At 64.7% G+C, this 23707-nt stretch carries 22 protein-coding genes; 8 read left to right on the top strand and 14 right to left on the bottom strand.

The window, feature by feature from the left end:
• Positions 1-53: 53 nt before the first annotated feature.
• Positions 54-2264, bottom strand: coding sequence for a DNA internalization-related competence protein ComEC/Rec2 (locus L6D89_RS02315; protein WP_236198858.1), 2211 nt, complete (start codon positions 2262-2264; stop codon positions 54-56).
• 152 nt (positions 2265-2416) lie between these two features.
• Here L6D89_RS02315 and L6D89_RS02310 point away from each other — a divergent pair, with 152 nt between their 5' ends.
• The gene (locus L6D89_RS02310) at positions 2417-2947 is read left to right on the top strand and encodes a DUF2062 domain-containing protein (protein ID WP_236198611.1); all 531 of its coding nucleotides are present in this window, start codon (positions 2417-2419) and stop codon (positions 2945-2947) included.
• 135 nt (positions 2948-3082) lie between these two features.
• On the opposite strand, the gene L6D89_RS02305 is transcribed toward L6D89_RS02310, so the two are convergent.
• From L6D89_RS02305 to L6D89_RS02295, 3 genes are read right to left on the bottom strand one after another with little or no spacing between them, the layout of a single operon-like run.
• On the bottom strand, positions 3083-4330 hold the full coding sequence (locus L6D89_RS02305; RefSeq protein ID WP_236198610.1) for a lipoprotein-releasing ABC transporter permease subunit: 1248 nt from the start codon (positions 4328-4330) through the stop codon (positions 3083-3085).
• An 11-nt stretch (positions 4331-4341) separates the two neighbouring features.
• A complete protein-coding gene (gene lolD / locus L6D89_RS02300) occupies positions 4342-5040 on the bottom strand; it encodes a lipoprotein-releasing ABC transporter ATP-binding protein LolD (protein ID WP_017519266.1) in 699 nt (232 codons plus the stop codon).
• On the bottom strand, positions 5033-6286 hold the full coding sequence (locus tag L6D89_RS02295) for a lipoprotein-releasing ABC transporter permease subunit (protein WP_236198609.1): 1254 nt from the start codon (positions 6284-6286) through the stop codon (positions 5033-5035). The genes lolD and L6D89_RS02295 overlap by 8 nt, the downstream gene beginning before the upstream one ends.
• 124 nt (positions 6287-6410) lie before the next feature.
• Between L6D89_RS02295 and L6D89_RS02290 the strand changes: the two genes are divergently transcribed.
• From L6D89_RS02290 to L6D89_RS02280, 3 genes are read left to right on the top strand one after another with little or no spacing between them, the layout of a single operon-like run.
• Positions 6411-6986 (top strand): PilZ domain-containing protein, encoded by a 576-nt coding sequence (locus L6D89_RS02290; RefSeq protein WP_236170888.1) that lies wholly within the window; start codon positions 6411-6413, stop codon positions 6984-6986.
• A 14-nt stretch (positions 6987-7000) separates the two neighbouring features.
• Positions 7001-7318 carry a phosphodiesterase gene (locus tag L6D89_RS02285; protein WP_236198608.1) on the top strand — a complete coding sequence of 106 codons (318 nt, stop codon included), beginning with the start codon at positions 7001-7003 and terminating at the stop codon, positions 7316-7318.
• Positions 7315-8037 (top strand): glycerophosphodiester phosphodiesterase, encoded by a 723-nt coding sequence (locus L6D89_RS02280; protein WP_236170890.1) that lies wholly within the window; start codon positions 7315-7317, stop codon positions 8035-8037. Before L6D89_RS02285 ends, L6D89_RS02280 begins: the two co-directional genes overlap by 4 nt.
• Positions 8038-8079: 42 nt before the next feature.
• On the opposite strand, the gene sthA is transcribed toward L6D89_RS02280, so the two are convergent.
• From sthA to L6D89_RS02260, 4 genes are all read right to left on the bottom strand, one after another.
• Positions 8080-9474, bottom strand: coding sequence for a Si-specific NAD(P)(+) transhydrogenase (gene sthA, locus L6D89_RS02275; protein WP_236170891.1), 1395 nt, complete (start codon positions 9472-9474; stop codon positions 8080-8082).
• 211 nt (positions 9475-9685) lie between these two features.
• Complete coding sequence (locus tag L6D89_RS02270; protein ID WP_236198607.1) at positions 9686-10714, bottom strand: FAD:protein FMN transferase; 1029 nt, start codon at positions 10712-10714, stop codon at positions 9686-9688.
• Between the two features lie 114 nt (positions 10715-10828).
• Positions 10829-12229, bottom strand: a complete 1401-nt coding sequence (locus tag L6D89_RS02265; protein ID WP_236170892.1) for an amino acid permease — start codon at positions 12227-12229, stop codon at positions 10829-10831.
• 108 nt (positions 12230-12337) lie between these two features.
• The gene (locus tag L6D89_RS02260; RefSeq protein ID WP_236170893.1) at positions 12338-13804 is read right to left on the bottom strand and encodes a glyceraldehyde-3-phosphate dehydrogenase; all 1467 of its coding nucleotides are present in this window, start codon (positions 13802-13804) and stop codon (positions 12338-12340) included.
• Positions 13805-13944: 140 nt separating this feature from the next.
• Between L6D89_RS02260 and mfd the strand changes: the two genes are divergently transcribed.
• Both mfd and L6D89_RS02250 read left to right on the top strand, forming a co-directional pair.
• The gene (gene mfd, locus L6D89_RS02255) at positions 13945-17409 is read left to right on the top strand and encodes a transcription-repair coupling factor (RefSeq protein ID WP_236198606.1); all 3465 of its coding nucleotides are present in this window, start codon (positions 13945-13947) and stop codon (positions 17407-17409) included.
• A gap of 12 nt (positions 17410-17421) precedes the next feature.
• Positions 17422-18084, top strand: coding sequence for a CsiV family protein (locus L6D89_RS02250; RefSeq protein ID WP_236198605.1), 663 nt, complete (start codon positions 17422-17424; stop codon positions 18082-18084).
• A 136-nt stretch (positions 18085-18220) separates the two neighbouring features.
• On the opposite strand, the gene L6D89_RS02245 is transcribed toward L6D89_RS02250, so the two are convergent.
• The 4 genes from L6D89_RS02245 to L6D89_RS02230 form a co-directional block, all read right to left on the bottom strand.
• Positions 18221-18958, bottom strand: a complete 738-nt coding sequence (locus L6D89_RS02245) for an S-methyl-5'-thioinosine phosphorylase (protein WP_236198604.1) — start codon at positions 18956-18958, stop codon at positions 18221-18223.
• A gap of 147 nt (positions 18959-19105) precedes the next feature.
• On the bottom strand, positions 19106-20104 hold the full coding sequence (gene nagZ / locus L6D89_RS02240; protein WP_236198603.1) for a beta-N-acetylhexosaminidase: 999 nt from the start codon (positions 20102-20104) through the stop codon (positions 19106-19108).
• A gap of 11 nt (positions 20105-20115) precedes the next feature.
• On the bottom strand, positions 20116-20640 hold the full coding sequence (locus tag L6D89_RS02235) for a L,D-transpeptidase (protein ID WP_236198602.1): 525 nt from the start codon (positions 20638-20640) through the stop codon (positions 20116-20118).
• Between the two features lie 57 nt (positions 20641-20697).
• Complete coding sequence (locus L6D89_RS02230; RefSeq protein ID WP_236198601.1) at positions 20698-21414, bottom strand: TetR/AcrR family transcriptional regulator; 717 nt, start codon at positions 21412-21414, stop codon at positions 20698-20700.
• Positions 21415-21665: 251 nt separating this feature from the next.
• Between L6D89_RS02230 and lexA the strand changes: the two genes are divergently transcribed.
• Both lexA and sulA read left to right on the top strand, forming a co-directional pair.
• The gene (gene lexA / locus L6D89_RS02225) at positions 21666-22280 is read left to right on the top strand and encodes a transcriptional repressor LexA (protein ID WP_026079098.1); all 615 of its coding nucleotides are present in this window, start codon (positions 21666-21668) and stop codon (positions 22278-22280) included.
• Between the two features lie 13 nt (positions 22281-22293).
• Entirely contained in the window at positions 22294-22767 is a 474-nt protein-coding gene (sulA, locus tag L6D89_RS02220) for an SOS-induced cell division inhibitor SulA (RefSeq protein WP_236170900.1), read from the top strand.
• 44 nt (positions 22768-22811) lie between these two features.
• On the opposite strand, the gene L6D89_RS02215 is transcribed toward sulA, so the two are convergent.
• The gene (locus L6D89_RS02215; RefSeq protein WP_236198600.1) at positions 22812-23051 is read right to left on the bottom strand and encodes a hypothetical protein; all 240 of its coding nucleotides are present in this window, start codon (positions 23049-23051) and stop codon (positions 22812-22814) included.
• A 112-nt stretch (positions 23052-23163) separates the two neighbouring features.
• Positions 23164-23685, bottom strand: coding sequence for a DUF6586 family protein (locus tag L6D89_RS02210; protein WP_236170902.1), 522 nt, complete (start codon positions 23683-23685; stop codon positions 23164-23166).
• Positions 23686-23707: the final 22 nt, after the last annotated feature.

The raw sequence follows: 23707 nt of genomic DNA, 5'->3' as shown, positions 1-23707 counted from the left end.
AAAAAGTGGCGCCACTCTAGCACAGGGGCCGTGGCGAGCCGACCGCCCAGGGCTCAATTTTCCTGCCAGAAATGTGCGCCTTCCCGCACTCCCCGGAGCTCGCCGTGGGTGCCGAGCATCAAGGTCAGCGCCCCCTGCTCGGCAGTATCCTGAATCCGCATGCCCTGCGCGCGGAAGCGCTCGACGACCGATGGATGCGGATGGCCGTAGGAGTTGTTGGCGCCGCGGGAGATGATCGCCGTGGACGCCCGGATGGCTCGTAGGAAGGCCGCCCCGGAAGAGCTGCGGCTGCCATGGTGGCCGGCCAGCAGCCAGTCGATGCGCTCATTCGGATGCTCGGCCAGCCAGGCCAGTTCGGCAGCTTGCGGCAGGTCGCCGGTGAGCAGGATGCGTTCGCCGTTGGCTTCGACCTCCAGCGCGCAGGAGCGATCGTTGCTCTCCCTGGCGCCCGCCCACGCCCAACTCGACAGGCGAATACCATCGATAGCCCAGTCCTCGACGCGACAGGGCCCTGCCTGCAACTCGGGCGCCAGCCTTTCCGGCTCACCGCTGATGACCCGTGTCGGCCGCAGGGCTCGCCTTACTGCCACTGCCCCGCCTGCGTGGTCGTTGTCCGCATGACTGAGCATCAACATGTCCAGACGACCGATGCCCAGGCTCCGCAGCGTCGGCACCACGACGCGCTCGCCGATATCGAAATCACCATTGCGCGCACCGGTGTCGTAGAGCCAGGCCTGGCTGCGAGTGCGGATCAGTACCGAAAGCCCCTGCCCCACGTCCAGCACGCGGATCTCGGCCTGCCCCGGCGCTGGCAGCGGGATTTTCGGCCAGAACACCGGCAGGAACAGCGCCAGGCCCAGGGCGCGTAATGGCAGCCCTGCCGGTGCGAGCAACAGGAGCGCGCCCAGCATTGCCAGCGCCACCGCCCAGACCGGTGCCGCCAGCGGCTGCCAGGCCGGCGCCAGCTCGGCCATCCAGCCCAGCAGGCGGAACAGCAATTCCAGCAGGCCTCCCGCTACCCACAGCAGGGCTTCGCCCACCCACGGAATACCCAGCGCCAGACTCCCCAGCAGGGCCAGCGGCACGACAACCAACTCTACCCAGGGTACCGCCAGCAGATTGGCAACCACACCCGAAACACTCAACGGCAAGCCGAGGGCAATGGACGCAGGCAGCAACCCGACCGCCATCAGCCACTGCGCGCGCAGCCAGGTGCGCCACGCGGTCCAGCGTCCCAGGCGCCCCGAAAAGCCGAAGATGAGCAGCGCCACCGCTGCGTAGGACAGCCAGAAGCCCGGCAACAGCACCACCAGCGGCTCGACCAGCAGCACCGCCAGCAAGGCTCCGCACAAGGGCGCCCATAGGCCCCGGTGGCGGTAGCGCAAGCGCCACAGCAGGACGATGGACACCATGATGCAGGCGCGTTGCAGCGGCACATCGAAACCCGCCATCAGGCTGTAGGCCCAGGCGCCGGCAGCAGCCAGCAGGCAGGCGCTGGGCAGCCAGGGCAGACGCGCGGGCCAGCAGCCGTAGCGGGCCAACCCGGCGACCAGCGCATAGAGCAGGCCGGCAAGCAGTGAGATGTGCGAGCCGGAAATCACCATCAGGTGCAGCGTTCCGGTGTCCTGCAGGATTTGCCAGTCAGCCGTGGTCAGCCCGGAGGCATCACCCAGCACCAGGGCGGCGAGCGCCCCGGAGCGGCCATGGGCATCCACCGCCAGCAGGCGTTGTCGCCAGGCCTCGCGCCAGGCGCTCGGGCCGCTGGACGTTTCCAGGCGCTGCCCGTCCTTGACGCTGCCGGTGGCACCGATCCGCTGGGCGGTAAGCCAGGCCTCGTAGTCGAAGCCCGCGCCGTTGACCATGCCGTGGGGGCGCTTGAGCTTCACTGCCAGCCGCCAGCGCTCGCCGCCTTCCACCGGCGGCCCGCCAAACCAGGACAGGCGCAGCGTGGCGGGGACCGTTGCGCGTGGGCTGGAAACCTCGGCGAGCACGAAGCGAACCGACGCCCCCGAGTTATCCGGAAGCCCCTCTACCCTGCCCTCCAGCCACAGCGTGCGGCCGTCCAGTTCCGGCGCCAGACGGTCGTCCAATGCCCACTGCGCCGACTGGCAGGACCAGGCGAAGCCCAGCAGGAACAGCCCGATGAAATAGCCGCGGGTAAACAGCAGAGGCAGCGCGAATGCAGACAGAAGCAGCAGCACCCAGCCCGGAGGGAGCACCGGCATCCAGCGCAACACCAGCAGCCCGAGCGCCAGCGCGAACATCCCGGTACGAGGCAAAGGACTCCTCCCTGATGCCCCGCGGAACCGCCGATCCGATTGGCCTGTGGCAGTTACACACGGACATAGTTGGCAACGAATGACTGTCACCTAGCTAGGCATAATGGGCCGTCGTCCGTCTGCCAGAGATTTCCTTCATGCCGCGCCGAATCTTCAAGCGCTACATGCCGGATCCGGAGAGCATCAGGAACCACAAGGGCCTGCGCTTTCTCGGACCGCTGATCCAGTCGCCCAACCTCTGGCACCTGAATCGCCGCTCCGTGTCCCGCGCCATGGGCATGGGGCTGTTCGCCGCGTTCATCCCGATCCCGCTGCAGATGCTGCTGGCCGCCTCGCTGGCGGTCTGGGTGCGAGCCAACCTGCCGATCTCGGTGGGGCTGGTCTGGCTGACCAACCCGATCACCATGCCGCCGGTTTTCTACTGCACCTACAAGATGGGCGCCTGGGTCATGGGCATCCCGGCGCGCGCCCTGCCCGAGCACCTGACCTGGGAATGGATCAGCGGCGAGTTGTCGCTGCTCTGGCAGCCCTTCCTGCTGGGCTCGGTGATCTGCGGCATCCTGGTCGGCATCCTCGGTTACCTGCTCACCGAGGGGTACTGGCGCTGGTGGATCGGCCGCAGCTGGCGGCGGCGCCGGGCGCTGCGCAACCTGCAGCGCGAGCTCTAGGCCCGTCCTTGTAGGAGCGAGCTTGCTCGCGAACCGCCCAACGCTGGCCCAGCCGGTCGGATTGTTCGCGAGCAAGCTCGCTCCTACAAAAAGAAAAAGCCGCCCCGAGGGGCGGCTTTTTCATGGGCCGGTGAATCACTCGTAGCGCAGCGATTCCGCCGGCTGGGTCGAGGCCGCGCGCCAGGCCGGGTACAGCGTGGCGAGGAAGCTCATCGACAGCGCCGCGACGCAGATCAGGACGATATCGCTGATCTGCGGGTCGGACGGCAGGTAATTGATGAAGTAGATGTCCGAGTTGAACACATGGGTGCCGGCAATGCGCTCCAGGGTCGAGACGATAGCGGTAACGTTGTAGGCCGCCAGTACGCCCAGCACGCAGCCGATGACGGTGCCGATCAGGCCGATCACCGTGCCCTGCACCATGAAGATCGCCATGATCTGCTTCGGCGTGGCGCCCAGGGTACGCAGGATGGCGATATCCGCGCGCTTGTCGGCCACCACCATGATCAGCGTGGCGATGATGTTGAAGGCAGCGACCGCGACGATCAGCAATAGCAGCAGGCCGATCATGGTCTTTTCCATCTTCATCGCACTGAACAGGCTGCCCTGGGTGTGGGTCCAGTCCACCGAACGGTAGCCCTCGCCCAACTGCTTGGCGATGGATGCGCCGACTTCCGGCGCCTGGAACAGGTCTTTCAGGGCGATGCGCACGCTCTGCACCTGGCCCGGCTGCCAGCGCAGCAGACTGGCGGCGTCGTCCACGTGGATCAGCGCCAGGGTGCTGTCCAACTCGGCGCCGACCTTGAAAATGCCGACCACGTTCAGGCGCTGCATGCGCGGGGTGATGCCGCCGGGGGCGGTGCTCGGCTCGGGGACGATCAGCAGGAGACTATCGCCGACGTTGACGTGGAAGCGCCGCGCGGTGATCTCGCCGATGACCACACCGAACTCGGTGGCCTTGAGATCGTCGAGACTGCCGCGCACCATGTGCTGGCCGATGATCGACACCTGGGTTTCCAGCGCCGGATCGACGCCATCCACCTCGATGGGCTGCATCATTCCTTTATAGGAGAGCATGCCGTCGACTTCGGTATAGGGCACCGCGCCGACGATCTTCGGGTTCTGCTTCGCCACTTCGGCCACGTGCTGCCAGTCGTCCAGCGGGCCGCTGGCCTGCTGCAGCACGGCGTGGGGGACCATGCCGAGGATGCGCGAGCGCATTTCCTTCTGGAAGCCGTTCATCACCGAGAGCACCACGATCATCGCCAGCACGCCCAGGGCGAGGCCGATCATCGAGGTCAGGGAGATGAACGAGATGTAGTGATTGCGTCGCTTGGCCCGGGTGTAGCGGGTGCCGATGAAGACGGACAGGGGTCTGAACATTCCGGTATCCCTCAGGCGGCGACCAGCCGACCCTCCTCCAGGCGCAGCACACGGTCCATCTGCTGGGCGAGGTGGGTGTCGTGGGTCACCACCAGGAAGGCGGTGCGCAGCGACTGCGACAGTTCCAGCATCAATTCCTGGATACCGTGGGCAGTGTGCTGGTCGAGGTTGCCGGTGGGCTCGTCGAGCAGCACCAGCTTGGGCGTATTCACCAGCGCCCGGGCGATGGCCACGCGCTGGCGCTCGCCGCCGGACAGCTCCGACGGCTTGTGGCTCAGGCGATGGCCCAGGCCCACGCGCTCCAGCAGCGCGGTGGCGCGCTGACGTGCTTCGGGGATCGGCGTCTTGCCGATCAGCAGCGGCATGCAGACGTTCTCCAGCGCGGTGAACTCCGGCAGCAGGTGATGGAACTGGTAGACAAAGCCCAGAGCACGATTGCGCAGCAGGCCGCGCTGCTTCTCGTTCAACGCCGACAGTTGCTCGCCAGCCAGCCAGACACTGCCGGTACTGGGTGTATCCAGACCGCCAAGCATGTTCAGCAGAGTACTCTTGCCCGAGCCGGAGCTGCCGACGATGGCGACGCGCTCGCCAGGCAGCAGCTCAAGCTGCACGCCGGAAAGCACTTCGACCGACTGCGGGCCTTCCTCGTAGCGCTTGCCCAGGTCGCGGCAGCTCAGGACGGCCTGGTCGTTGGGGGTCGGCTTACTCATAACGCAGGGCCTCCGCGGGCTGGGTGCGGGCCGCACGCCAGGCCGGATACAGGGTGGCGAAGAAACTCAGGATCAGCGCGGCGCTGCACACCAGGATCACGTCCTCGCTCATCAGTTGCGAAGGCAGGTAATCGATGAAGTAGACGTCCGCGTTGAGGAACTTGTGGCCCAGCAGGCGCTCCAGCAGGGCGATGGCGGAGCTGACGTTGAGCGCCGCGAGGATGCCCAGCAAGCCGCCGATGAAGGTACCGATCACGCCGATCACCGTACCCTGGACCATGAAGGTCGCCATGATCTGCCCCGGCGTGGCGCCCAGGGTGCGCAGGATGGCGATGTCGGCCTTCTTGTCGGTGACGACCATGACCAGCGTGGAAATGATGTTGAACGCGGCGACCGCAACGATCAGCAGCAGCAACAGGCCGATCATGGATTTCTCCATGCGGATCGCCTGGTACAGGTTGCCGTGGCTGCGCGTCCAGTCGCGGGCGAAGTAGTCGTTGCCCTTCAGCGTCCGGGCGATTTCCCAGGCGGTGCGCGGCGCCTGGAACAGGTCGTCGAGCTTCAGGCGCAGGCCTTCGACCTGGCCTTCCTTGAGGCGGCGCATGCGCGCGGCGTCGTCGATGTGGACCATGGCGACGTAGCCGTCCAGCTCACCGGCGCCAACGTGGAAGGTGCCAACCACGGTGAAGCGCTTCATGCGCGGGAACATGCCGGCCGGGGTGACCGAAACTTCGGGGGCGATGAAGGTGACCTTGTCGCCCAGCTTCACGCCGAGGTTCTTCGCCGCCTTGTCGCCGATCAGGATGCCGAACTCGCCGGGCTTGAGGCTCTGCAGCGAACCTTCCTGGAAGAACTGGTCGATGATCGAAACCTTGCTCTCCTCGTTCGGATCGACCGCATTGATCAGCACTTTCTGCACCGTGCCGCCGGCACTGAGCAGGCCCTGCATCTGGATGAAGGGGGCGACCTCCAGCACATTCGGGTGCTGGGTCTTGATCTGCCCGGCGATGCCTTGCCAGTCGGAGATGGGCTGGTAGGACTCGACCGTGGCGTGGGGCACCATGCCCAGCACGCGGGTGCGCATCTCGTGGTCGAAGCCGTTCATCACCGAAAGCACCACGATCATCACCACCACGCCCAGCGCGAGGCCGATCATGGAAGTGAGCGAGATGAAGGAAACGAAGTGGCTGCGGCGTTTGGCGCGTGTGTAGCGCGTTCCGATGTAGACGGAAAGGGGTCTGAACATGTGTGGCCGAATGAGAAGGTGAAGAGTGCGTCGGGCGTCAGTTCCATCTGGCGTGCGACTTCCGTGTGGCGAGGCTCGGCAGGCGGCTTTACACTCAGACCATCACTGCCGCCGTGGGTTCGCCATGTCCACTCCAGACGCGGATGACCGCCGCGAATACTATCGTATTGAAGACACGCTCGCATTGGAATTTCGCCCGCTGCGCGAGGACGAAATCCAGTCGCAAGAAGTGCTTCAGGATGATTCCGCGCTGTTCAATCTGCTCAGCGACCTGCACCTGACCGACTTCGAGTCGCAGCACCTGCTGCGCCATATCAACGAGCGCGATCGCCCGCTGGCCAGCTACCTGAAGGTGATGAACAAGCGCATCGACCTGATCGCCCAGGCCCTGACCCAGAGCCTGCTCAGCGAGATCGGTCCGGCGCGCCAGGTGACGCTGTCCGAAGGCGGCATCAACTTCCGCGATGGGCAGCCGCTGCCCGTGGACCAGTTGCTTGCACTCAAGATCGTCCTGCTGCCGCAGGGATTGGGCCTGCTGCTGCGCGCCAAGGTCACCCACTGCGCGCAACAACCCGAGGGCGACTACGAGATCGGCACCGAATTCGAGATGCTTGGCGACGCCCAGCGCCAGTTGCTAGCCCGTCATATCCTGCAGCGCCAGGCACTGGAACGCCGGCAGGCCAAGGCCCGCGAAGAATGAACCCAGGGAAAACCATGCGCCACCTGTTGCTCCTGTTGAGCCTTGTCACCCCGCTGCCACTGCTGGCGGATACCATCGAAATACCGGTGGGTGCCCAGGGTGACCCGCACATCGTGCTGCCGACCCGTGGTGAGAGCCAGAAGGCCGTGCTGGAACGCTTCGGCTTGCCGGACGAGGAACACCCGGCAGTGGGCAAGCCGCCCATCTCGCGCTGGGACTACCGCGAATTCAGCGTCTATTTCGAAAGCGGAGTGGTGGTCGATGCCGTCCGCCAGCACCGCTCGCATTACATCAAGGACCTTTCACCCCAGACTCCCAAGGAGCCTCAGTGACTCTGATCTATGGCCATCGCGGCGCCAAAGGCGAAGCACCGGAAAATACCCTGAACAGCTTCCTGCGCTGCCTGGAACACGGCGTGAAGCGCTGCGAACTGGACCTGCACCTGTCCCGTGACGGCGAGCTGATGGTGATCCACGACCCGACGCTCAAGCGCACCACCGGCCGCCGCGGCAAGGTCTCCGAGCAACTGGCGGACGATCTGGTGAGCATGGACGCCCGCGAAGGCGGCCCGGGCTGGCTGCGCCCCTGCCCTATCCCGCGCCTGGCAGAGCTGTTCGAGCGCTGCGAGTTCGAGCACTGGCAGCTGGAAGTGAAAAGCGCGTCGAAGGATCGTGCTGGCCGCACCGTGCAGGCAATTCACCAGTTGGTGGGCCGCTTCGGCCTGCGCGACCGCATCACCGTCACCTCGAGTTCGCGCACGGTATTGCGCGCCCTGGAAGAGCTGGCGCCGGACCTGTCACGCGGACTGGTAGCCGAGTACGCCTGGCTCGACCCGTTGAAGGTCGCCGCGCACTACGGCTGTGATCTGCTGGCGCTGAACTGGATGCTGTGCACCCCGGAGCGCTTGCTGAAAGCGCAGAAGCAGGGGCTGCATGTGTCGGTGTGGACGGTCAACGAGCCGGCCCTGATGCGCCGGCTCGCCGATTTTGGCGTGGATAGCCTGATCACAGACTTTCCCGGTTTGGCCACTGCCACGATCGGGAATCGCTGAGCAGGTTCCCCCCGACCGGCTCAGGCCGCCGGTCGGGGTATTTCAAAAAATCCGGTTCAGGCCGTCGAACGCCGCTACGCGGTAGGCTTCGGCCATGGTCGGATAGTTGAAGGTGGTGTTGACGAAGTACTTCAGCGTGTTCAGCTCACCGGGCTGGTTCATGATCGCCTGACCGATGTGGACGATCTCCGAGGCCTGGTCGCCGAAGCAATGCACACCGAGGATTTCCAGAGTCTCGCGGTGGAAGAGAATCTTCAGCATGCCCACCGGCTCGTTGGAGATCTGCGCGCGGGCCATGCCCTTGAAGAAGGCCTTGCCCACTTCGTAGGGAATCTTCGCCGCGGTCAGTTCGCTCTCGTTCTTGCCGATCGAGCTGATCTCCGGAATGGTGTAGATGCCGGTCGGCACGTCGTTGACGAAGCGCCAGCCATCATGCTCGACGATGTTACCGGCAGCCGAACGACCCTGGTCATAGGCGGCACTGGCCAGGCTCGGCCAGCCGATCACGTCGCCGGCGGCGTAGATGTTCGACACGGAGGTACGGTAGTTCTCGTCCGTCTCGATCTGGCCACGGCTGTTGACCTTGATACCGATGTTCTCCAGGCCCAGGCGGTCGGTGTTACCGGTACGACCGTTACACCAGAGCAGGGCATCCGCCTTGATCTTCTTGCCCGACTTCAGGTGCAGGATCACCCCGTTGTCCAGGCCTTCCACGCGCTCGTATTCCTCGTTGTGGCGGATCAGCACGTTGTTGTTGCGCAGGTGATAGCTCAGCGCATCGGAAATCTCGTCGTCGAGGAAGCTCAGCAGTTGGTCGCGGGTGTCGACCAGGTCCACCAGCACGCCCAGGCCACTGAAGATCGAGGCGTACTCGCAGCCGATCACACCAGCTCCGTAGATGATCAGGCGACGCGGGGTGTGGCTCAGCGACAGGATGGTGTCGCTGTCATAGACGCGCGGGTGGTTGAAGTTGATGTCCGACGGACGATACGGGCGCGAGCCGGTAGCGATGACGAACTGGTCGGCCACCAGGCGCTCCACGGCGCCGCTGGGAGTCACGACCTCAACGGTGCGCTCGTCGACGAAGCTGGCGGTGCCGTTGAACATGTCGATGCGGTTGCGCGCGTAGTAGCCGGTGCGCGAGGAAACCTGCTTGGAGATGACCTTCTCGGCGCTTTTCAGCACGTCCGGGAAGGAGAACCAGCGCGGCTCGCCGATCTGGCGGAACATCGGGTTGGTGTTGAACTCGATGATCTGCTTCACCGAGTGACGCAGCGCCTTGGACGGGATGGTGCCCAGGTGCGTGCAGTTGCCGCCGACCACGCGACGGCTGTCCACCACCGCCAGCTTGCGCCCGTACTTGGAAGCGTTCATTGCCGCCCCCTCGCCTGCCGGGCCCGTGCCGAGAATCACCACGTCGTAGTTGTAGACAGCCATGCGTACTCCTTCAGAACAGGCCGGGGCGCCCGCTTGGCGCTCCCGGCGAAGCCCCGGCACCACATGCGCCGAGGCGGATCGAAATCATTGGCGCAGCTTAGCCCTGCGGCAAAAGGCTGCACATTAGCGGTTGGTCGGCAGGTAGGCGAATTTTGCCGCCACTACATGCCTTCATCCTCCCGGCGGACCGCCATCATGCCCGGCGGAGCTTTCATTCAGGCGACGGGAACAGCGCCTCGAAACGCGTCGTCGCGCGGGTCACGAAGCCCTCGCCCTGGCGCACGATGAAGAAAGCCGCCAGACCGTTGCGCTCGGCAAAGGTATAGCCCTCCTCCGGCCCCAGTACCATCAGCAGGGTCGACAGGCCATCCGCGTGCAGGGCCTGCGCATCCGCTACGGTGACTGCCGCCAGCGCATGCCGGACTGGCGTGCCGGTGCGCGGGTCGAAGGTGTGCGAATAGCGCTGCCCGCCCTCTTCGAAATAATTGCGGTAGTCACCGGAGGTGGACAGGCCGATGCCATCCAGCGCCACCGAACGCTCCACTTGCCGCTCGCGCTCGCTGCTGGGAACTTCCAGGGCGATGCGCCAGGGCGTGCCGTCGGGCTTGTGCCCCACAGCCTTGAGCTCCCCGGTGATTTCCACCAGGTAGTCGGTCAGACCCAGCTCGGCCAGGCGCGCGCTCACCTGATCCACCGCATAGCCGGCAACGATGCTGTCGAAGTCCAGCTGCGCATCGACGTCCTTGCACAGCTGATCGCCTTCCAGGCGCACATGCTGATGGCCAACCCGGGCACGTTCGCGCGCCAGCGCCGAGGCGTCCGGAACCTTTTCAGTGCGCGACTGCGGGCCGAATCCCCAGAGGTTCATCAGCGGCTCGACGGTGAGGTCGAAGGCGCCGCCGCTCTGCTGCGCAAGCTGCTCGCCGTAACTCCAGAGCTTGCGCATGTCCACTGGCAAGGCCATGCAACTGCCGGCCGGGCGGGCGTTGAAGCGCGAAATCAGGGAGTCCTCGCGGTAGGTGGAGAACTGTTCGTCCAGCCTCTCCAGAATCGCGTCGACCTCGGCCTTGAGCTTTGCGGTGTCCGGCGCCTTGCCCGTGGTCACGTACTGCACCGTGTAGCTGCTGCCCATGGTCGGGCCGCCAAAGCGTTCGACCGACTGCCCGCACCCCGCCAGGACAGTCACCAGCACCATCAACAGCCAGCCTCCACGCACCACTCGGCACCTCCTGCCGTCCATCATCCACCCGGCGCCGGGCATTCTACCGCAAGCGTTTGGCCGCACTGTTTCCGCTGCGGCAAAGGTGCATTACCAAAAGAAAACGGGAGCCGAAGCTCCCGTTTCTCAACCGGTTCAGGCGTCAGCCTTGACCGGGGCCTTGCGCTTGAAGACGAAATAGCACCCAGCCATCAGTACGATCCACACCGGGATCGCGTACACCGACACGTCGATGCCCGGGATCTGCAGCATGATGCCCAGGATGAACACCACGAAGGCCAGGCACAGCCAGTTGCCGAAGGGGTACCACAGCGCGCGGAAGAATGGCTGCACGCCCTTGGCGACCATGGCCTTGCGGAACTTCATGTGGGCCAGGCTGATCATCGCCCAGTTGATCACCAGGGCGGCGACCACCAGGGACATCAGCAGCTCCAGCGCCTGGTGCGGGATCACGTAGTTGACCACCACGCAGGCCAGGGTGATGAAGGCCGAAACGCCGATGGCCAGCAGCGGTACGCCACGACTATCGACCTTGGCGAAGGCGCGTGGGGCATCGCCCTGCTCGGCCAGGCCGTAGAGCATGCGGCTGTTGCAGTACACGCAGCTGTTGTAGACCGACAGCGCGGCAGTGAGCACCACGAAGTTGAGGATGTTGGCGGCGTACTCGCTGCCCAGCAGCGAGAAGACCTTCACGAACGGGCTGCCGCTGTAGGGATCGCCGGCGCTGTTGATGCTCTGCAGCAGGGCATCCCAGGGGTACAGCGAAAGCAGCACGGCCAGGGCGCCAATGTAGAAGATCAGGATCCGGTAGATGACCTGGTTGATCGCCTTGGGGATCACCTTCTTCGGCTCGGAGGCTTCGGCGGCGGTGATGCCGACCAGCTCCAGGCCACCAAAGGAGAACATGATGATCGCCAGGACCATCACCAGCCCCTTCCAGCCATTGGGGAAGAAGCCGCCGTGGGTCCACAGGTTGCTCACCGAGGCCTGCGGGCCGCCGGTGCCGCTGACCAGCAGCCAGACGCCAAGCAGGATCATGCCGATGATGGCGACGACCTTGATGATCGCAAACCAGAACTCGGTCTCGCCGAAGGCCTTCACGTTGAACAGGTTGATGGCGTTGATCAGCACGAAGAACACTGCCGCCGTCGCCCAGGTCGGGAAGTCCGGCCACCAGAACTGGATGTACTTGCCGACCGCCGTCAGCTCCGACATGCCAACCAGGATGTACAGCACCCAGTAGTTCCAGCCAGACATGAAGCCGGCAAACCCGCCCCAGTACTTGTGCGCGAAGTGGCTGAAAGAACCGGCCACAGGTTCCTCGACGATCATCTCGCCGAGCTGGCGCATGATCAGGAAGGCAATGAAGCCGCCGATGGCATAGCCGAGGATCATCGACGGGCCGGCAGATTGCAGGACGCCGGCAGAGCCCAGGAACAGGCCGGTACCGATGGCGCCGCCGAGGGCGATCAGCTGGATGTGGCGGTTCTTCAGACCGCGCTTCAGCTCGCCTTCATGCAGATGTTGTCCATCCATTTGAAGTCTTTCCAGGTTCAGGAATTGGCAGGTTTTATTGATGTTTATGGTGGAGCCAGTAACGAAAAACGGGAGCCCGAGAGCTCCCGTTTATCTAGACCGCCTGGATCAGCGCGGGAAAGCCGGCGGGTTCACACCAGCCATGTCTTCCATCACGCGGACGACCTGGCAGCTGTAGCCGAACTCGTTGTCGTACCACACATAGAGGACAACGCGGTTGTCGTTGGCAATGGTCGCCTCGGCATCGACGACGCCCGCATGGCGGGAGCCGACGAAGTCGGTGGAAACCACTTCCTGCGAGGAAACGAAATCGATCTGCTTCTGCAGGTCCGAGTGCATGGCCATCTGGCGCAGGTACTCGTTGATCTCTTCGCGGGTGGTGGCCTTTTCCAGGTTCAGGTTGAGGATGGCCATGGAGACGTTCGGCGTCGGAACGCGAATGGCATTGCCGGTCAGCTTGCCTTTCAGAACCGGCAGAGCCTTGGCGGCAGCGGTAGCGGCGCCAGTCTCGGTGATCACCATGTTCAGCGGCGCGGCACGGCCACGACGGCTGCCCTTGTGGAAGTTGTCGATCAGGTTCTGGTCGTTGGTGAACGAGTGAACGGTTTCGACGTGGCCGTTGACGATGCCGTACTGGTCGTTGACAGCCTTCAGCACCGGCACGATGGCGTTGGTGGTGCAGGATGCAGCGGAAACGATCTTGTCGTCAGCGGTGATGTCGCCGTGGTTGATGCCGTGCACGACGTTCTTCAGCGCGCCCTTGCCCGGAGCGGTAAGGATCACGCGGTCGATACCCGGGCACTTCAGGTGCTGGCCCAGGCCTTCGGCGTCACGCCACTTGCCGGTGTTGTCCACCAGCAGGGCTTTCTTGATGCCGTACTGGGTGTAGTCGATCGACGCCGGGTCGTTGGAGTAGATCACCTGGATCAGGTTGCCGTTGGCAGTGATGGTGTTGTGTTCCTCGTCGATGGTGATGGTGCCATCGAACGGGCCATGCACGGAGTCACGGCGCAGCAGGCTGGCGCGCTTGACCAGGTCGTTCTCGGCGCCCTTGCGGACGACGATGGCGCGCAGGCGCAGGCCGTCGCCACCACCGGTCTTCTCGATGAGGATGCGCGCGAGCAGGCGGCCGATACGACCGAAGCCGTACAGGACGACGTCGGTGCCTTCGCGGGCGCCGCCATTCTGCTTGCCGACCACGTCAGCCAGCTCGTCCTTGGTGAACTGCTCGATGCTGCGACCGTTACCTTCGCTCTTGAACTTGGCGACCATCTTGCCCAGGTCGACGGAAGCGGCGCCCAGCTTGAGCTCGCTCATCGCCTTGAGGATCGGGAAAGTGTCGTGAACCGACAGCCCGCCTTCTTCGGCCAGGCGGTGACGGGCGAAACGGTGCGCTTTGAGAATCGCGATCACCGAACGGTTGATCAGGCCACGGCCGTAGATCGAGGTCACCACGTTGTTGTTACGGTAGAGTTGGCCGATCAGCGGAATCATGGCTTCCGCGAGGGCTTCACGATCGATCCACTCACCGAGACACTGGTCGGGCTTCTGGGTCACGGGCAATACCTTCCACATGTAGGAGAAGAAAAAAGGGGCTACATTATGACGGTGTGAACCTTCTCCGGCAATCCGCGACCGTCGCATGACTGACATCCGTCAATCGGGATAGTTACAATCCGGCCGGTCAAATTCCTCGACCGGAGCCACGACTGCCCGTGTCCGTATTGCGCATTCCTACATTGCCGACTGCTGCCGGCAAGCAATCCTGGGGCAACCTCCCCGGGGCCGCCCTGAGCCTGGCCATTGCAGAAGCGGCCGGCCCAGCCAAACGTTTCACCCTGTTGCTGACCGCCGACAGCCAGAGCGCCGAGCGCCTGGAGCAGGAGCTGCGCTTCTTCGCGCCGGACCTGCCAGTGCTGCAACTGCCGGACTGGGAAACCCTGCCCTACGACGTCTTCTCGCCGCACCAGGACATCATCTCCCAGCGCGTCGCTGCCCTTTACCAACTGCCCGAGCTGCGCCGCGGCGTACTGGTGGTGCCCATCACCACCGCTCTGCACCGTCTGGCGCCGGCCAAGTTCCTGCTGGGCAGCAGCCTGGTGCTGGACGTCGGCCAGAAGCTCGACGTCGAGCAGATGCGCAGCCGCTTCGAAGCCGCCGGCTATCGCTGCGTGGATACCGTGTACGAGCACGGCGAGTTCGCCGTGCGCGGCGCGCTGATCGACCTGTTCCCGATGGGCAGCGAACTACCCTACCGAATCGACCTGTTCGACGACGAAATCGAGACACTTCGTACATTCGATCCGGAAACCCAGCGTTCCATCGACAAGGTGGAGAGCATCCGCCTGCTGCCGGCGCGCGAGTTCCCGCTGCGCAAGGAAGCGGTGACCGGCTTCCGCGGTCGCTTCCGCGAGCGCTTCGACGTCGACTACCGCCGCTGCCCGATCTACCAGGACCTGGCCAGTGGCCTGACACCCTCCGGCATCGAGTACTACATCCCGCTGTTCTTCGAAGATGGCGAGACATCGACGCTGTTCGACTACCTGCCACAGGACACCCAGGTGTTCTCCTTGCCGGGCATCGAAACCGCCGCCGAGCAGTTCTGGACCGACGTACGCAACCGCTACGAAGACCGCCGCTACGACCCGGAGCGCCCGCTGCTGCCGCCCGCTGAAGTCTTCCTGCCGGTAGAGGACTGCTTCGCCCGCCTGAAGAACTGGCCGCGTGTGGTGGTCAGCCCCGAGCCCATCGAGACCGGCGTCGGCCGCGAGCGCTTCCCTGCCGAGCCGCTGCCGGAGCTGGCCATCGAGGCCAAGGCCAGCGAGCCGCTGGCGCGCCTGCGGCAGTTCATCGAGCAGTTCGACGGACGCATCCTCTTCACCGCCGAATCTGCCGGTCGCCGCGAGGTGCTGCTGGAACTGCTGGCGCGGCTGAAGCTGCGCCCGGTCGAGGTCGAAGGCTGGCCGGGCTTCCTGGCGCACAAGGACCGCCTGGCGATCACCATCGCACCGATGGACGAAGGCCTGCTGCTGGACGCCGACAAAGGCCAGCCAGGTATCGCCCTGGTGGCCGAGAGCCCGCTGTTCGGCCAGCGCGTCATGCAGCGCCGGCGTCGCGAGAAGACCCGCGACGGTGGCGAGAACGTCATCAAGAATCTCACTGAGCTGCGTGAAGGCGCGCCGGTGGTGCACATCGACCACGGCGTCGGCCGCTACATGGGCCTGATCACCCTGGAGATCGACGGCCAGAACGCCGAATTCCTCGCCCTGCAATACGCCGACGAAGCCAAGCTCTACGTGCCGGTAGCCAACCTGCACCTGATCGCCCGCTACACCGGCAGCGACGACGCCCTGGCACCGCTGCACAAGCTGGGCTCGGAGACCTGGCAGAAGGCCAAGCGCAAGGCCGCCGAACAGGTCCGCGACGTCGCCGCCGAACTGCTCGACATCTATGCCCGCCGCGCCGCGCGCAAGGGCTACGCATTCAAGGACCCGCAGGTCGACTACGCCACCTTCTCCGCCGGCTTCCCCTTCGAGGAAACCCCGGACCAGCAGACCGCCATCGAAGCGGTGGTCGCCGACATGCTCTCGGAAAAGCCGATGGACCGCCTGGTCTGTGGCGACGTGGGCTTCGGCAAGACCGAAGTAGCCATGCGCGCGGCCTTCGTCGCGGTGCACAGCGGCAAGCAGGTCGCCGTGCTGGTGCCGACCACCCTCCTCGCCCAGCAGCACTACAACAGCTTCCGCGACCGCTTCGCCGACTGGCCGGTGACGGTCGAGGTGATGAGCCGCTTCAAGTCTGCCAAGGAAGTCGAAGGAGCCGTGGGTCAGCTCGCCGAGGGCAAGGTCGACATCGTCATCGGCACCCACAAACTGTTGCAGGACGATGTGAAGTTCAAGAACCTCGGCCTGGTGATCATCGACGAAGAGCACCGCTTCGGCGTACGGCAGAAAGAGCAGCTCAAGGCGCTGCGCAGCGAGGTGGACATCCTCACCCTCACCGCCACGCCGATCCCGCGTACCCTGAACATGGCGGTCGCCGGCATGCGCGACCTGTCGATCATCGCCACGCCGCCGGCGCGCCGGTTGTCCGTGCGCACCTTCGTCATGGAAGAGCAGAAGTCGGTGATCAAGGAAGCCCTGCTGCGCGAGCTGCTGCGCGGCGGCCAGGTGTACTTCCTGCATAACGAAGTGAAGACCATCGAGAAGTGCGCCCGCGACCTCGCGGAGCTGGTTCCCGAAGCGCGCATCGGCATCGGCCACGGGCAGATGAACGAGCGCGACCTGGAACGGGTGATGAGCGACTTCTACCACAAGCGCTTCAACGTGCTGGTGGCCTCGACCATCATCGAGACCGGCATCGACGTGCCCAGCGCCAACACCATCCTCATCGAGCGCGCCGACAAGTTCGGCCTGGCCCAGCTGCACCAGCTGCGCGGGCGCGTCGGCCGCAGCCACCACCAGGCCTACGCCTACCTGCTGACCCCGCCGCGCAAGCAGATGACCCCGGATGCCGAAAAGCGCCTGGAAGCCATCGCCAACGCCCAGGACCTTGGCGCCGGCTTCGTGCTGGCCACCCACGACCTGGAAATCCGCGGCGCCGGCGAACTGCTCGGCGATGGTCAGAGCGGGCAGATCCAGGCAGTGGGCTTCACGCTCTATATGGAAATGCTCGAGCGCGCCGTAAAGGCCATCCGCAAGGGCGAGCAGCCGAACCTGGAACAGCCGCTGGGCGGCGGCCCGGACATCAACCTGCGCGTGCCGGCGCTGATCCCGGAAGACTACCTGCCGGACGTCCACGCCCGCCTGATCCTCTACAAGCGTATAGCCAACGCCGCCGACGAAGACGGCCTGCGCGAGCTGCAGGTGGAAATGATCGACCGTTTCGGTCTGCTGCCGGAGCCGGCGAAGAACCTTATCCGTCTGACTTTGCTGAAACTGCAGGCGGAAAAGCTCGGGATCGTCAAGGTAGATGCCGGCCCCCAGGGAGGCCGGGTAGAATTCGCCGCCGATACCTGCGTCGACCCGCTGGTGCTGATCAAGATGATCCAGAGCCAGCCCAATCGGTACAAATTCGAAGGGGCCACCCTCTTCAAATTCCAGGTGCCGATGGAGCGCCCGGAAGAACGCTTCAACACGCTGGAGGCGCTGCTCGAGCGCCTCACGCCACAGACTCACTAAGGATTCCGTGCAATGCGCCTGTTCCAACCCCTGCTGCTGTCGCTGGCACTGCTGTCTCCGGCGGCCTTTGCCGAGCCTTACCAGGTAGAGCTGATCCTCTTCCAGCAGTCCGGCGACGTCGTGCTCGCCAGTCGCCCTGCCCCGGATGACTGGGCCAAGGGCGCGCAACCGCCTGGCCCGGATAGCTCGCGGCCCACAGCTATGGACGCCCAGGTCGCCAAGCTCAAGCAGAACGAAGGCTTCCAGGTGCTGATGCACAAGGCCTGGCGCCAGGAGATCGATGCCAACCCGGTCAAGGTTTCCCTGACCGAGGGCGCCCAGCGTGACGGCCACTTCCCGGTGGAAGGCACCGTCACCCTTAGCCAACAGCGCTTCGTGAACACCCAGACCGACTTCTGGATCAACCAGTTCGGCCAGGACGGTCTGCTCGCCGCCAGCCAGCACATGGTCCAGGAAGCCAGCCTGAAGAACAGCGTGCTGACCTACCTCGATCACCCCAGCCTGGGCATGTTGATCAAGGTCACCCCGCTCAATGCCAAACCCGCCTCCGCCCCGCCGCCCGGCATGGAAGACGAGGCGCCGACCGGCCCTGACGCGCCCCAGCAGCAACAGGCGCCGGCCGCCCCGGCAGATGGCGGTTTCGACGCTCCGCCGCCGGCACAGCCCGCGCAATAACGAAAAAGCCCGGCACTCTGCCGGGCTTTTTACTTTGCTCTTCGTAGGAGCGAGCTTGCTCGCGAATCCGCAAGGCGCGGTGCCAAGCGGTTCGCGAGCAAGAACTAGGCGTCCCCCTCGCTCCTACAGTATTGGCTCAGCTCACCAGCACGCGCCCCAGCACCTCACGCACCTTGCCGATGCCTTCGTGCAGCGCCTGCTCGATTTCGGCCATGGTGATGATGCCGCTGGACTTTCCAGCCGCCGGGTTGACCACCAAGGACAGGCACGCGTATGGCAGGTCCAGCTCACGGGCCAGCGCCGCCTCGGGCATGCCGGTCATGCCGATGATGTCGCAACCGTCGCGCTCCAGCTTGGCGACTTCTGCCACGGTCTCCAGGCGCGGGCCCTGGGTCGCGGCATACACGCCATGGCTGCTGTACGCATAGCCCAACGCCTGCAGGGCGGCGATCAGCTTGAGGCGCAGCGGCTCGTCGTAGGGATGGCTGAAATCGATGTGAGTGACATGCTCGATGTCGCCGGCAAAATAGGTGTGCTCGCGCCCCCAGGTGTAATCGACGATCTGGTGCGGCACACACAGGTGACCACTGCCCATGGCGGCGTGAATGCCGCCCACGGCGTTCACTGCCAGGATGGCTTCGGCACCCGCCTGCTGCAGCGCCCAGAGGTTGGCGCGGTAGTTCACCTGGTGCGGCGGGAAGCGATGCGGATGACCATGACGGGCGAGGAACAGCACCTCGCGCCCGGCAAACTCGCCGCGCTGGATGGCCGCCGAGGGCGCACCGTAGGGCGTGTCCAGCTCGATTGCGTCCTTCAGGGTCAACCCTTCCAGCTGGGTCAGGCCGGTACCGCCGATGATGGCGTAGACAGTCATGCTTCTATCCTCAAATTATCCCTGCGATCGCGCGAGCTAGAGCAGAACAAGGCGGAAGGATGGATCGGACGCGGAGTTGACTTCAGGTCAATGAGCAGTCTGAACCAGCCTTCCAACGCAGTTATGCCGACGCGCAGCAGATCGCTATCAATCGATCAGTTGTGCGGCACGCAGCTCACCTACGGCTTGTTGCCAGCGCGGCAGCTGCTTGTATTCGATGCCCGGCCAGGCTTTGGCACGCATGCGCTCAAGGCGCTGCGGCGCGCTGACCTTCAGGCGTTGCAGGGCGCTCAGGGCCAGTTCGGCGGAGGCGCGGTCATTGCACACCAGCCCCATATCGCAGCCGGCACGCAGGGCGGCCTCGATGCGGTTGGCGGCATCGCCGACCACATGGGCGCCAGCCATGGACAGGTCATCACTGAAGATCACCCCGTCGAAGCCCAGCTCGCCACGCAGAATGTCCTGCAGCCAGCGACGGGAGAAGCCGGCCGGATTCGGATCGACCTGCGGGTAGATCACGTGAGCCGGCATCAGCGCATCCAGCTCGCCGGAAAGACGCTGGAATGGCACCAGGTCGACGGCACGAATCTGCTCCAGCGTGCGCTCGTCCTCGGGGATCCCCACATGGGAGTCGACTTCCGCCCAGCCATGGCCAGGGAAATGCTTGCCGGTAGAGGCCATGCCGGCGGCGCGCATGCCACGGATGAACGCTCCAGCCAGCGCAACGGCACGCTCGGGATTGCCTTCGAAGGCGCGGCTGCCGACCACGGCGCTGCGCTGGTGGTCCAGATCCAGCACCGGAGCGAAGCTCAGGTCGAGCCCCACCGCCAGCACCTCGGTCGCCATCAACCAGCCGCACTGCTCAGCCAGTCGTTCGGCGTTGGGGTTATCGGCGATGGCACGCATTGCTGGCAGACGCAGGAATCCCTGGCGCAGGCGCTGCACCCGACCACCCTCCTGATCCACCGCGAGCAGCAGGTCGGGGCGCACCGCGCGGATGGCGGCCATCAGCTCGCGCACCTGGCGCGGCGACTCGATGTTGCGGGCGAATATGATCAGGCCGCCGACTTCCGGCTGGCGCAGGATCTGGCGGTCCTCGGCAGTGAGCCAGGTGCCGCCGATGTCGAGCATCAGTGAGCCTTGCATGTACATTCCTTTCAATTCAATTGCGCCACGCGCCACTCGGGGCAGGCGGCTTCTTCGATTCGGACCCGGCAATGGAGGGGAACCCTGGGAAAGAGTTCCAGCAGGTCGTCGTTGCGCAGACGGATACAACCGTGGGACAGCGGCGTGCCCATGGGCTCGCAGTCCGGCGTTGCGTGCAGGTAGATGTAGCGGCGGAAGGTATCGACCTCGCCCATCCGGTTGCGGCCCGGCTCACAGCCGCTGAGCCAGAGGATGCGCGAAAGGATCCAGTCGCGGCCGGGAAACTCATCGTGGAGCCCGGCCGTCCAGACCTCGCCGGTCCAGCGTCGCCCTTTCAGCACCGCACCTTTGGGCAGCCCCTCGCCGATGCGCGCGCGAACCTGGTGCAAGCCGCGCGGCGTGCATCCGGAACCATTGCATTCCCCAGCGCCGTTGGCGGCGCTGGATACAGGGAAGCGCACGACAAGACGCCCCGCGGCAAAGCCGTAGAGCATCTGGTCAGCAAGGGAAATATGGAGAGGATCGAGATCAGCCATGGCCGGCTACTGTAGCCGATCAGGCCGATACAGCCCAGCGCAAGGCCGGGCCTAGGTTCAAACCTTGGCGGGTGCGGGCGCGCTGCTGGATTTGCTGCGTGGCTTGAGCTGCGCACCAGCCAGCGAAGGATCACTGACGCCACTGTCGGCACGCATCCCGGCGGCCAGGAACGGCACCATCAGACGCATCACCTGCTCGATGGAAGTGTTCACGCCGAAATCGTTCTCGGCCATGGCGCGCAGGGCCTTGATACCGGACATGCTGAACACCGCGGTACCCAGCATGAAATGCACGCGCCAGAACAACTCCAGCGGCGGCAGGCGCGGGGCCGACTCATTCACCAACAGCATGAAACGGCGGAAAACCTTGCCATAGACTTCTTCAAGGTATTTGCGCAGGTGCCCCTGGCTCTGGCTGAACGCCAACCCCAGCAGGCGCATGAAGATCGACAGGTCATTGCCGCTGCGAGGCTTGACGGCCATGGCCTGGACGACGAGCAGTTCCAGCAGTTCTTCCAGGGTGGCACGCGACGCATCGGGCTTGGCCTGGCGGCGATCCAGCTCCTTTTCGAGGCTGGCGCAGAACGGCCCGAGGAAACGCGAGAAAACCGCCTGAATCAGCGCCTTCTTCGAGCCGAAGTGATAATTCACCGCCGCGAGGTTCACCCCCGCCTTGCTGGTGATCAGACGCAGGGAGGTTTCGGCGAAGCCTTTCTCCGCGAACAGCTGTTCCGCAGCATCCAGGATGCGTTCGACGGTTTCCGACTGGGCCATGGCTACTCCGCCTGACAAACACTTGTTTGAAACATACGTTTCAGCGTCTTGTATTGTCAAGCAAAGTGCGATGGATTGTTACCAATATCATGGCAATGCGACGAGACACCTTATTAGCAGCAAGACGCTTGCCAACGCCCAAAGGTTACATGCACGAACGTCCCACTGACAGCCGCACGCGATAAAAGCATTGCCAGCCCGCCATCACTGTATATAATTCCAGTCACTGTATAAAAAGCCAGAGTATGGACATGCTGAAGCTCACGCCGCGCCAAGCCGAGATCCTCGCCTTCATCAAACGCTGCCTGGAAGCCAACGGCTACCCGCCCACCCGTGCGGAAATCGCCCAGGAACTCGGCTTCAAGTCGCCCAACGCCGCCGAGGAGCACCTGAAGGCCCTCGCCCGCAAAGGCGCCATCGAAATGACCCCGGGCGCCTCCCGCGGCATCCGCATTCCCGGCTTCGAACCCAAGGCTGCTGCCAATGACGATGAACTGCCGATCATCGGCCGCGTCGCCGCTGGCGCCCCGATCCTGGCCGAGCAGAACGTCGACGACACCTGCCGGATCAATCCCACCTTCTTCAACCCGCCAGCCGACTACCTGCTGCGCGTACGCGGCCAGAGCATGAAGGATGTCGGCATCATGGACGGCGACCTGCTCGCCGTGCACGTCACCCGCGAGGCGCGCAATGGCCAGATCGTGGTCGCCCGCCTGGGTGAAGAGGTAACGGTGAAGCGCTTCAAGCGTGAAGGCAGCAAGGTCTGGCTACTCGCCGAAAACCCGGAGTTCGCCCCCATCGAGGTCGACCTCAAGGAACAGGAACTGGTCATCGAAGGCTTGAGCGTCGGCGTGATCCGTCGCTGAACAGGAGACATCCATGCAGTACCCGCAGCCGCAGAACCTGCCGCAACTCCCGCTCTTCCAGGAAGCACTCTGGGCAAGCGGTACTGCTCCCCTGCTCCCGGAGCTGATGGAAGACGAGCCCACCGCCGACGAGAGCGCCTTCAGTGAAATCGCCCTGCGTGGCCTCCCCGGTCAATGCCTGACGCTGCTGGCGCCGATGCTCCGCGAGCTCAGTGAAGAGAGCGACTCGCGCTGGCTGACATTGATCGCCCCACCGTCGAGCCTGACTCCGGATTGGCTGCGCAAGGCAGGCCTGAACCGCCAGGGCATCCTGCTGCTGCCAGCCCGCGATCAGGCCGCCGCCCAGGCGCTGGCCTGCGAGGCGCTGCGCCTGGGCAATAGCCACACCGTGGTGAGCTGGCTGAATCTCAGCGCCAAAGCGCGCACGCAACTATCCCGCGCCGCCGTCGCCGGCCAGGCGCAGAGCCTGAATATTCGTCTGGGATGATCTGATCGGGAAGCTTCGCCGCGAGCGCGGCGAAGCGGCAGAACTCAGTGCAGTACGCGCGGACCTTCGTCGTCCACGCCCATGTCTCCGCCCTCGGCGAGACGGCCAGCCATCTGCACACCGACATTGAACATCGCCTTGGCGATCTCGATATGCTGACCCTGCAGGAAGCCCTTGGCATCGGCGGAGAACTCCAGGGTCACCAGCGCCTCCTCCTCGTCCGCGCGACGCAGCACGATACGCCCGTCAGGCAGCTCGACAATTTCCAGAAATGAGGTTGGCATAGCGACGTTCTCCACAGCAGAACGCGTAGTGTAACAGCCACATCCGCCGCACCCTAGCCAAAGCTTTCACGGACCGACCGGAAGGCCGGCTCCGCGTGAGTCAGGGTGAGGGTCAGAGTTCGGTGAGCGATGCGCGGAAGCGCAGCACCAGTTCCTTCAGGGATTTGCGCCAGGTTTCCAGCTCGTCGTTGCCCAGCTCGATCGGCGCTTCGTCGTCGACATTCACCGCCTGGATCAGCGGCTGGGTCGGATCGACCTTGGCTTTCTTCGGTTCGCTCGGCGGCTGGAACAGCGCGGCATAGGCAGCCAGCAGGCGACCCAGCCAGGCTTCTGGCGACTGCGCCAGCTCGACCATTTCCGCCAGCTCAGGGCTTGGAGCGGCGGCCAGAACCTCGGCGTTCAGCAGCATCTCGACGCGCGGCGCACCGGCCTGAGGTAGGCGGTAGTAACCGGCGATCTCATGGGCCACACCCAGCACGGCACCATAGAGATGGAACAGCGCCGCTTCGCGCTCGGCCTGGATGCGCGCCTGGGCATTCATCGCACGCGCCGTTTCGGCGCTGCGCCAGGCTTCCAGGGCAAGACCGGCGAAGAACAGCTTCTGGTTGGTGCGGGTATAGAGTTCGTTCGCCATGACCGGGCCCTCTGCAGTCGAC

The organism is Pseudomonas pseudonitroreducens, from assembly GCF_021603645.1.
GTDB classification, from domain to species: Bacteria; Pseudomonadota; Gammaproteobacteria; order Pseudomonadales; family Pseudomonadaceae; genus Pseudomonas; species Pseudomonas pseudonitroreducens.
This window is presented reverse-complemented; position numbering and strand designations above follow the sequence as displayed.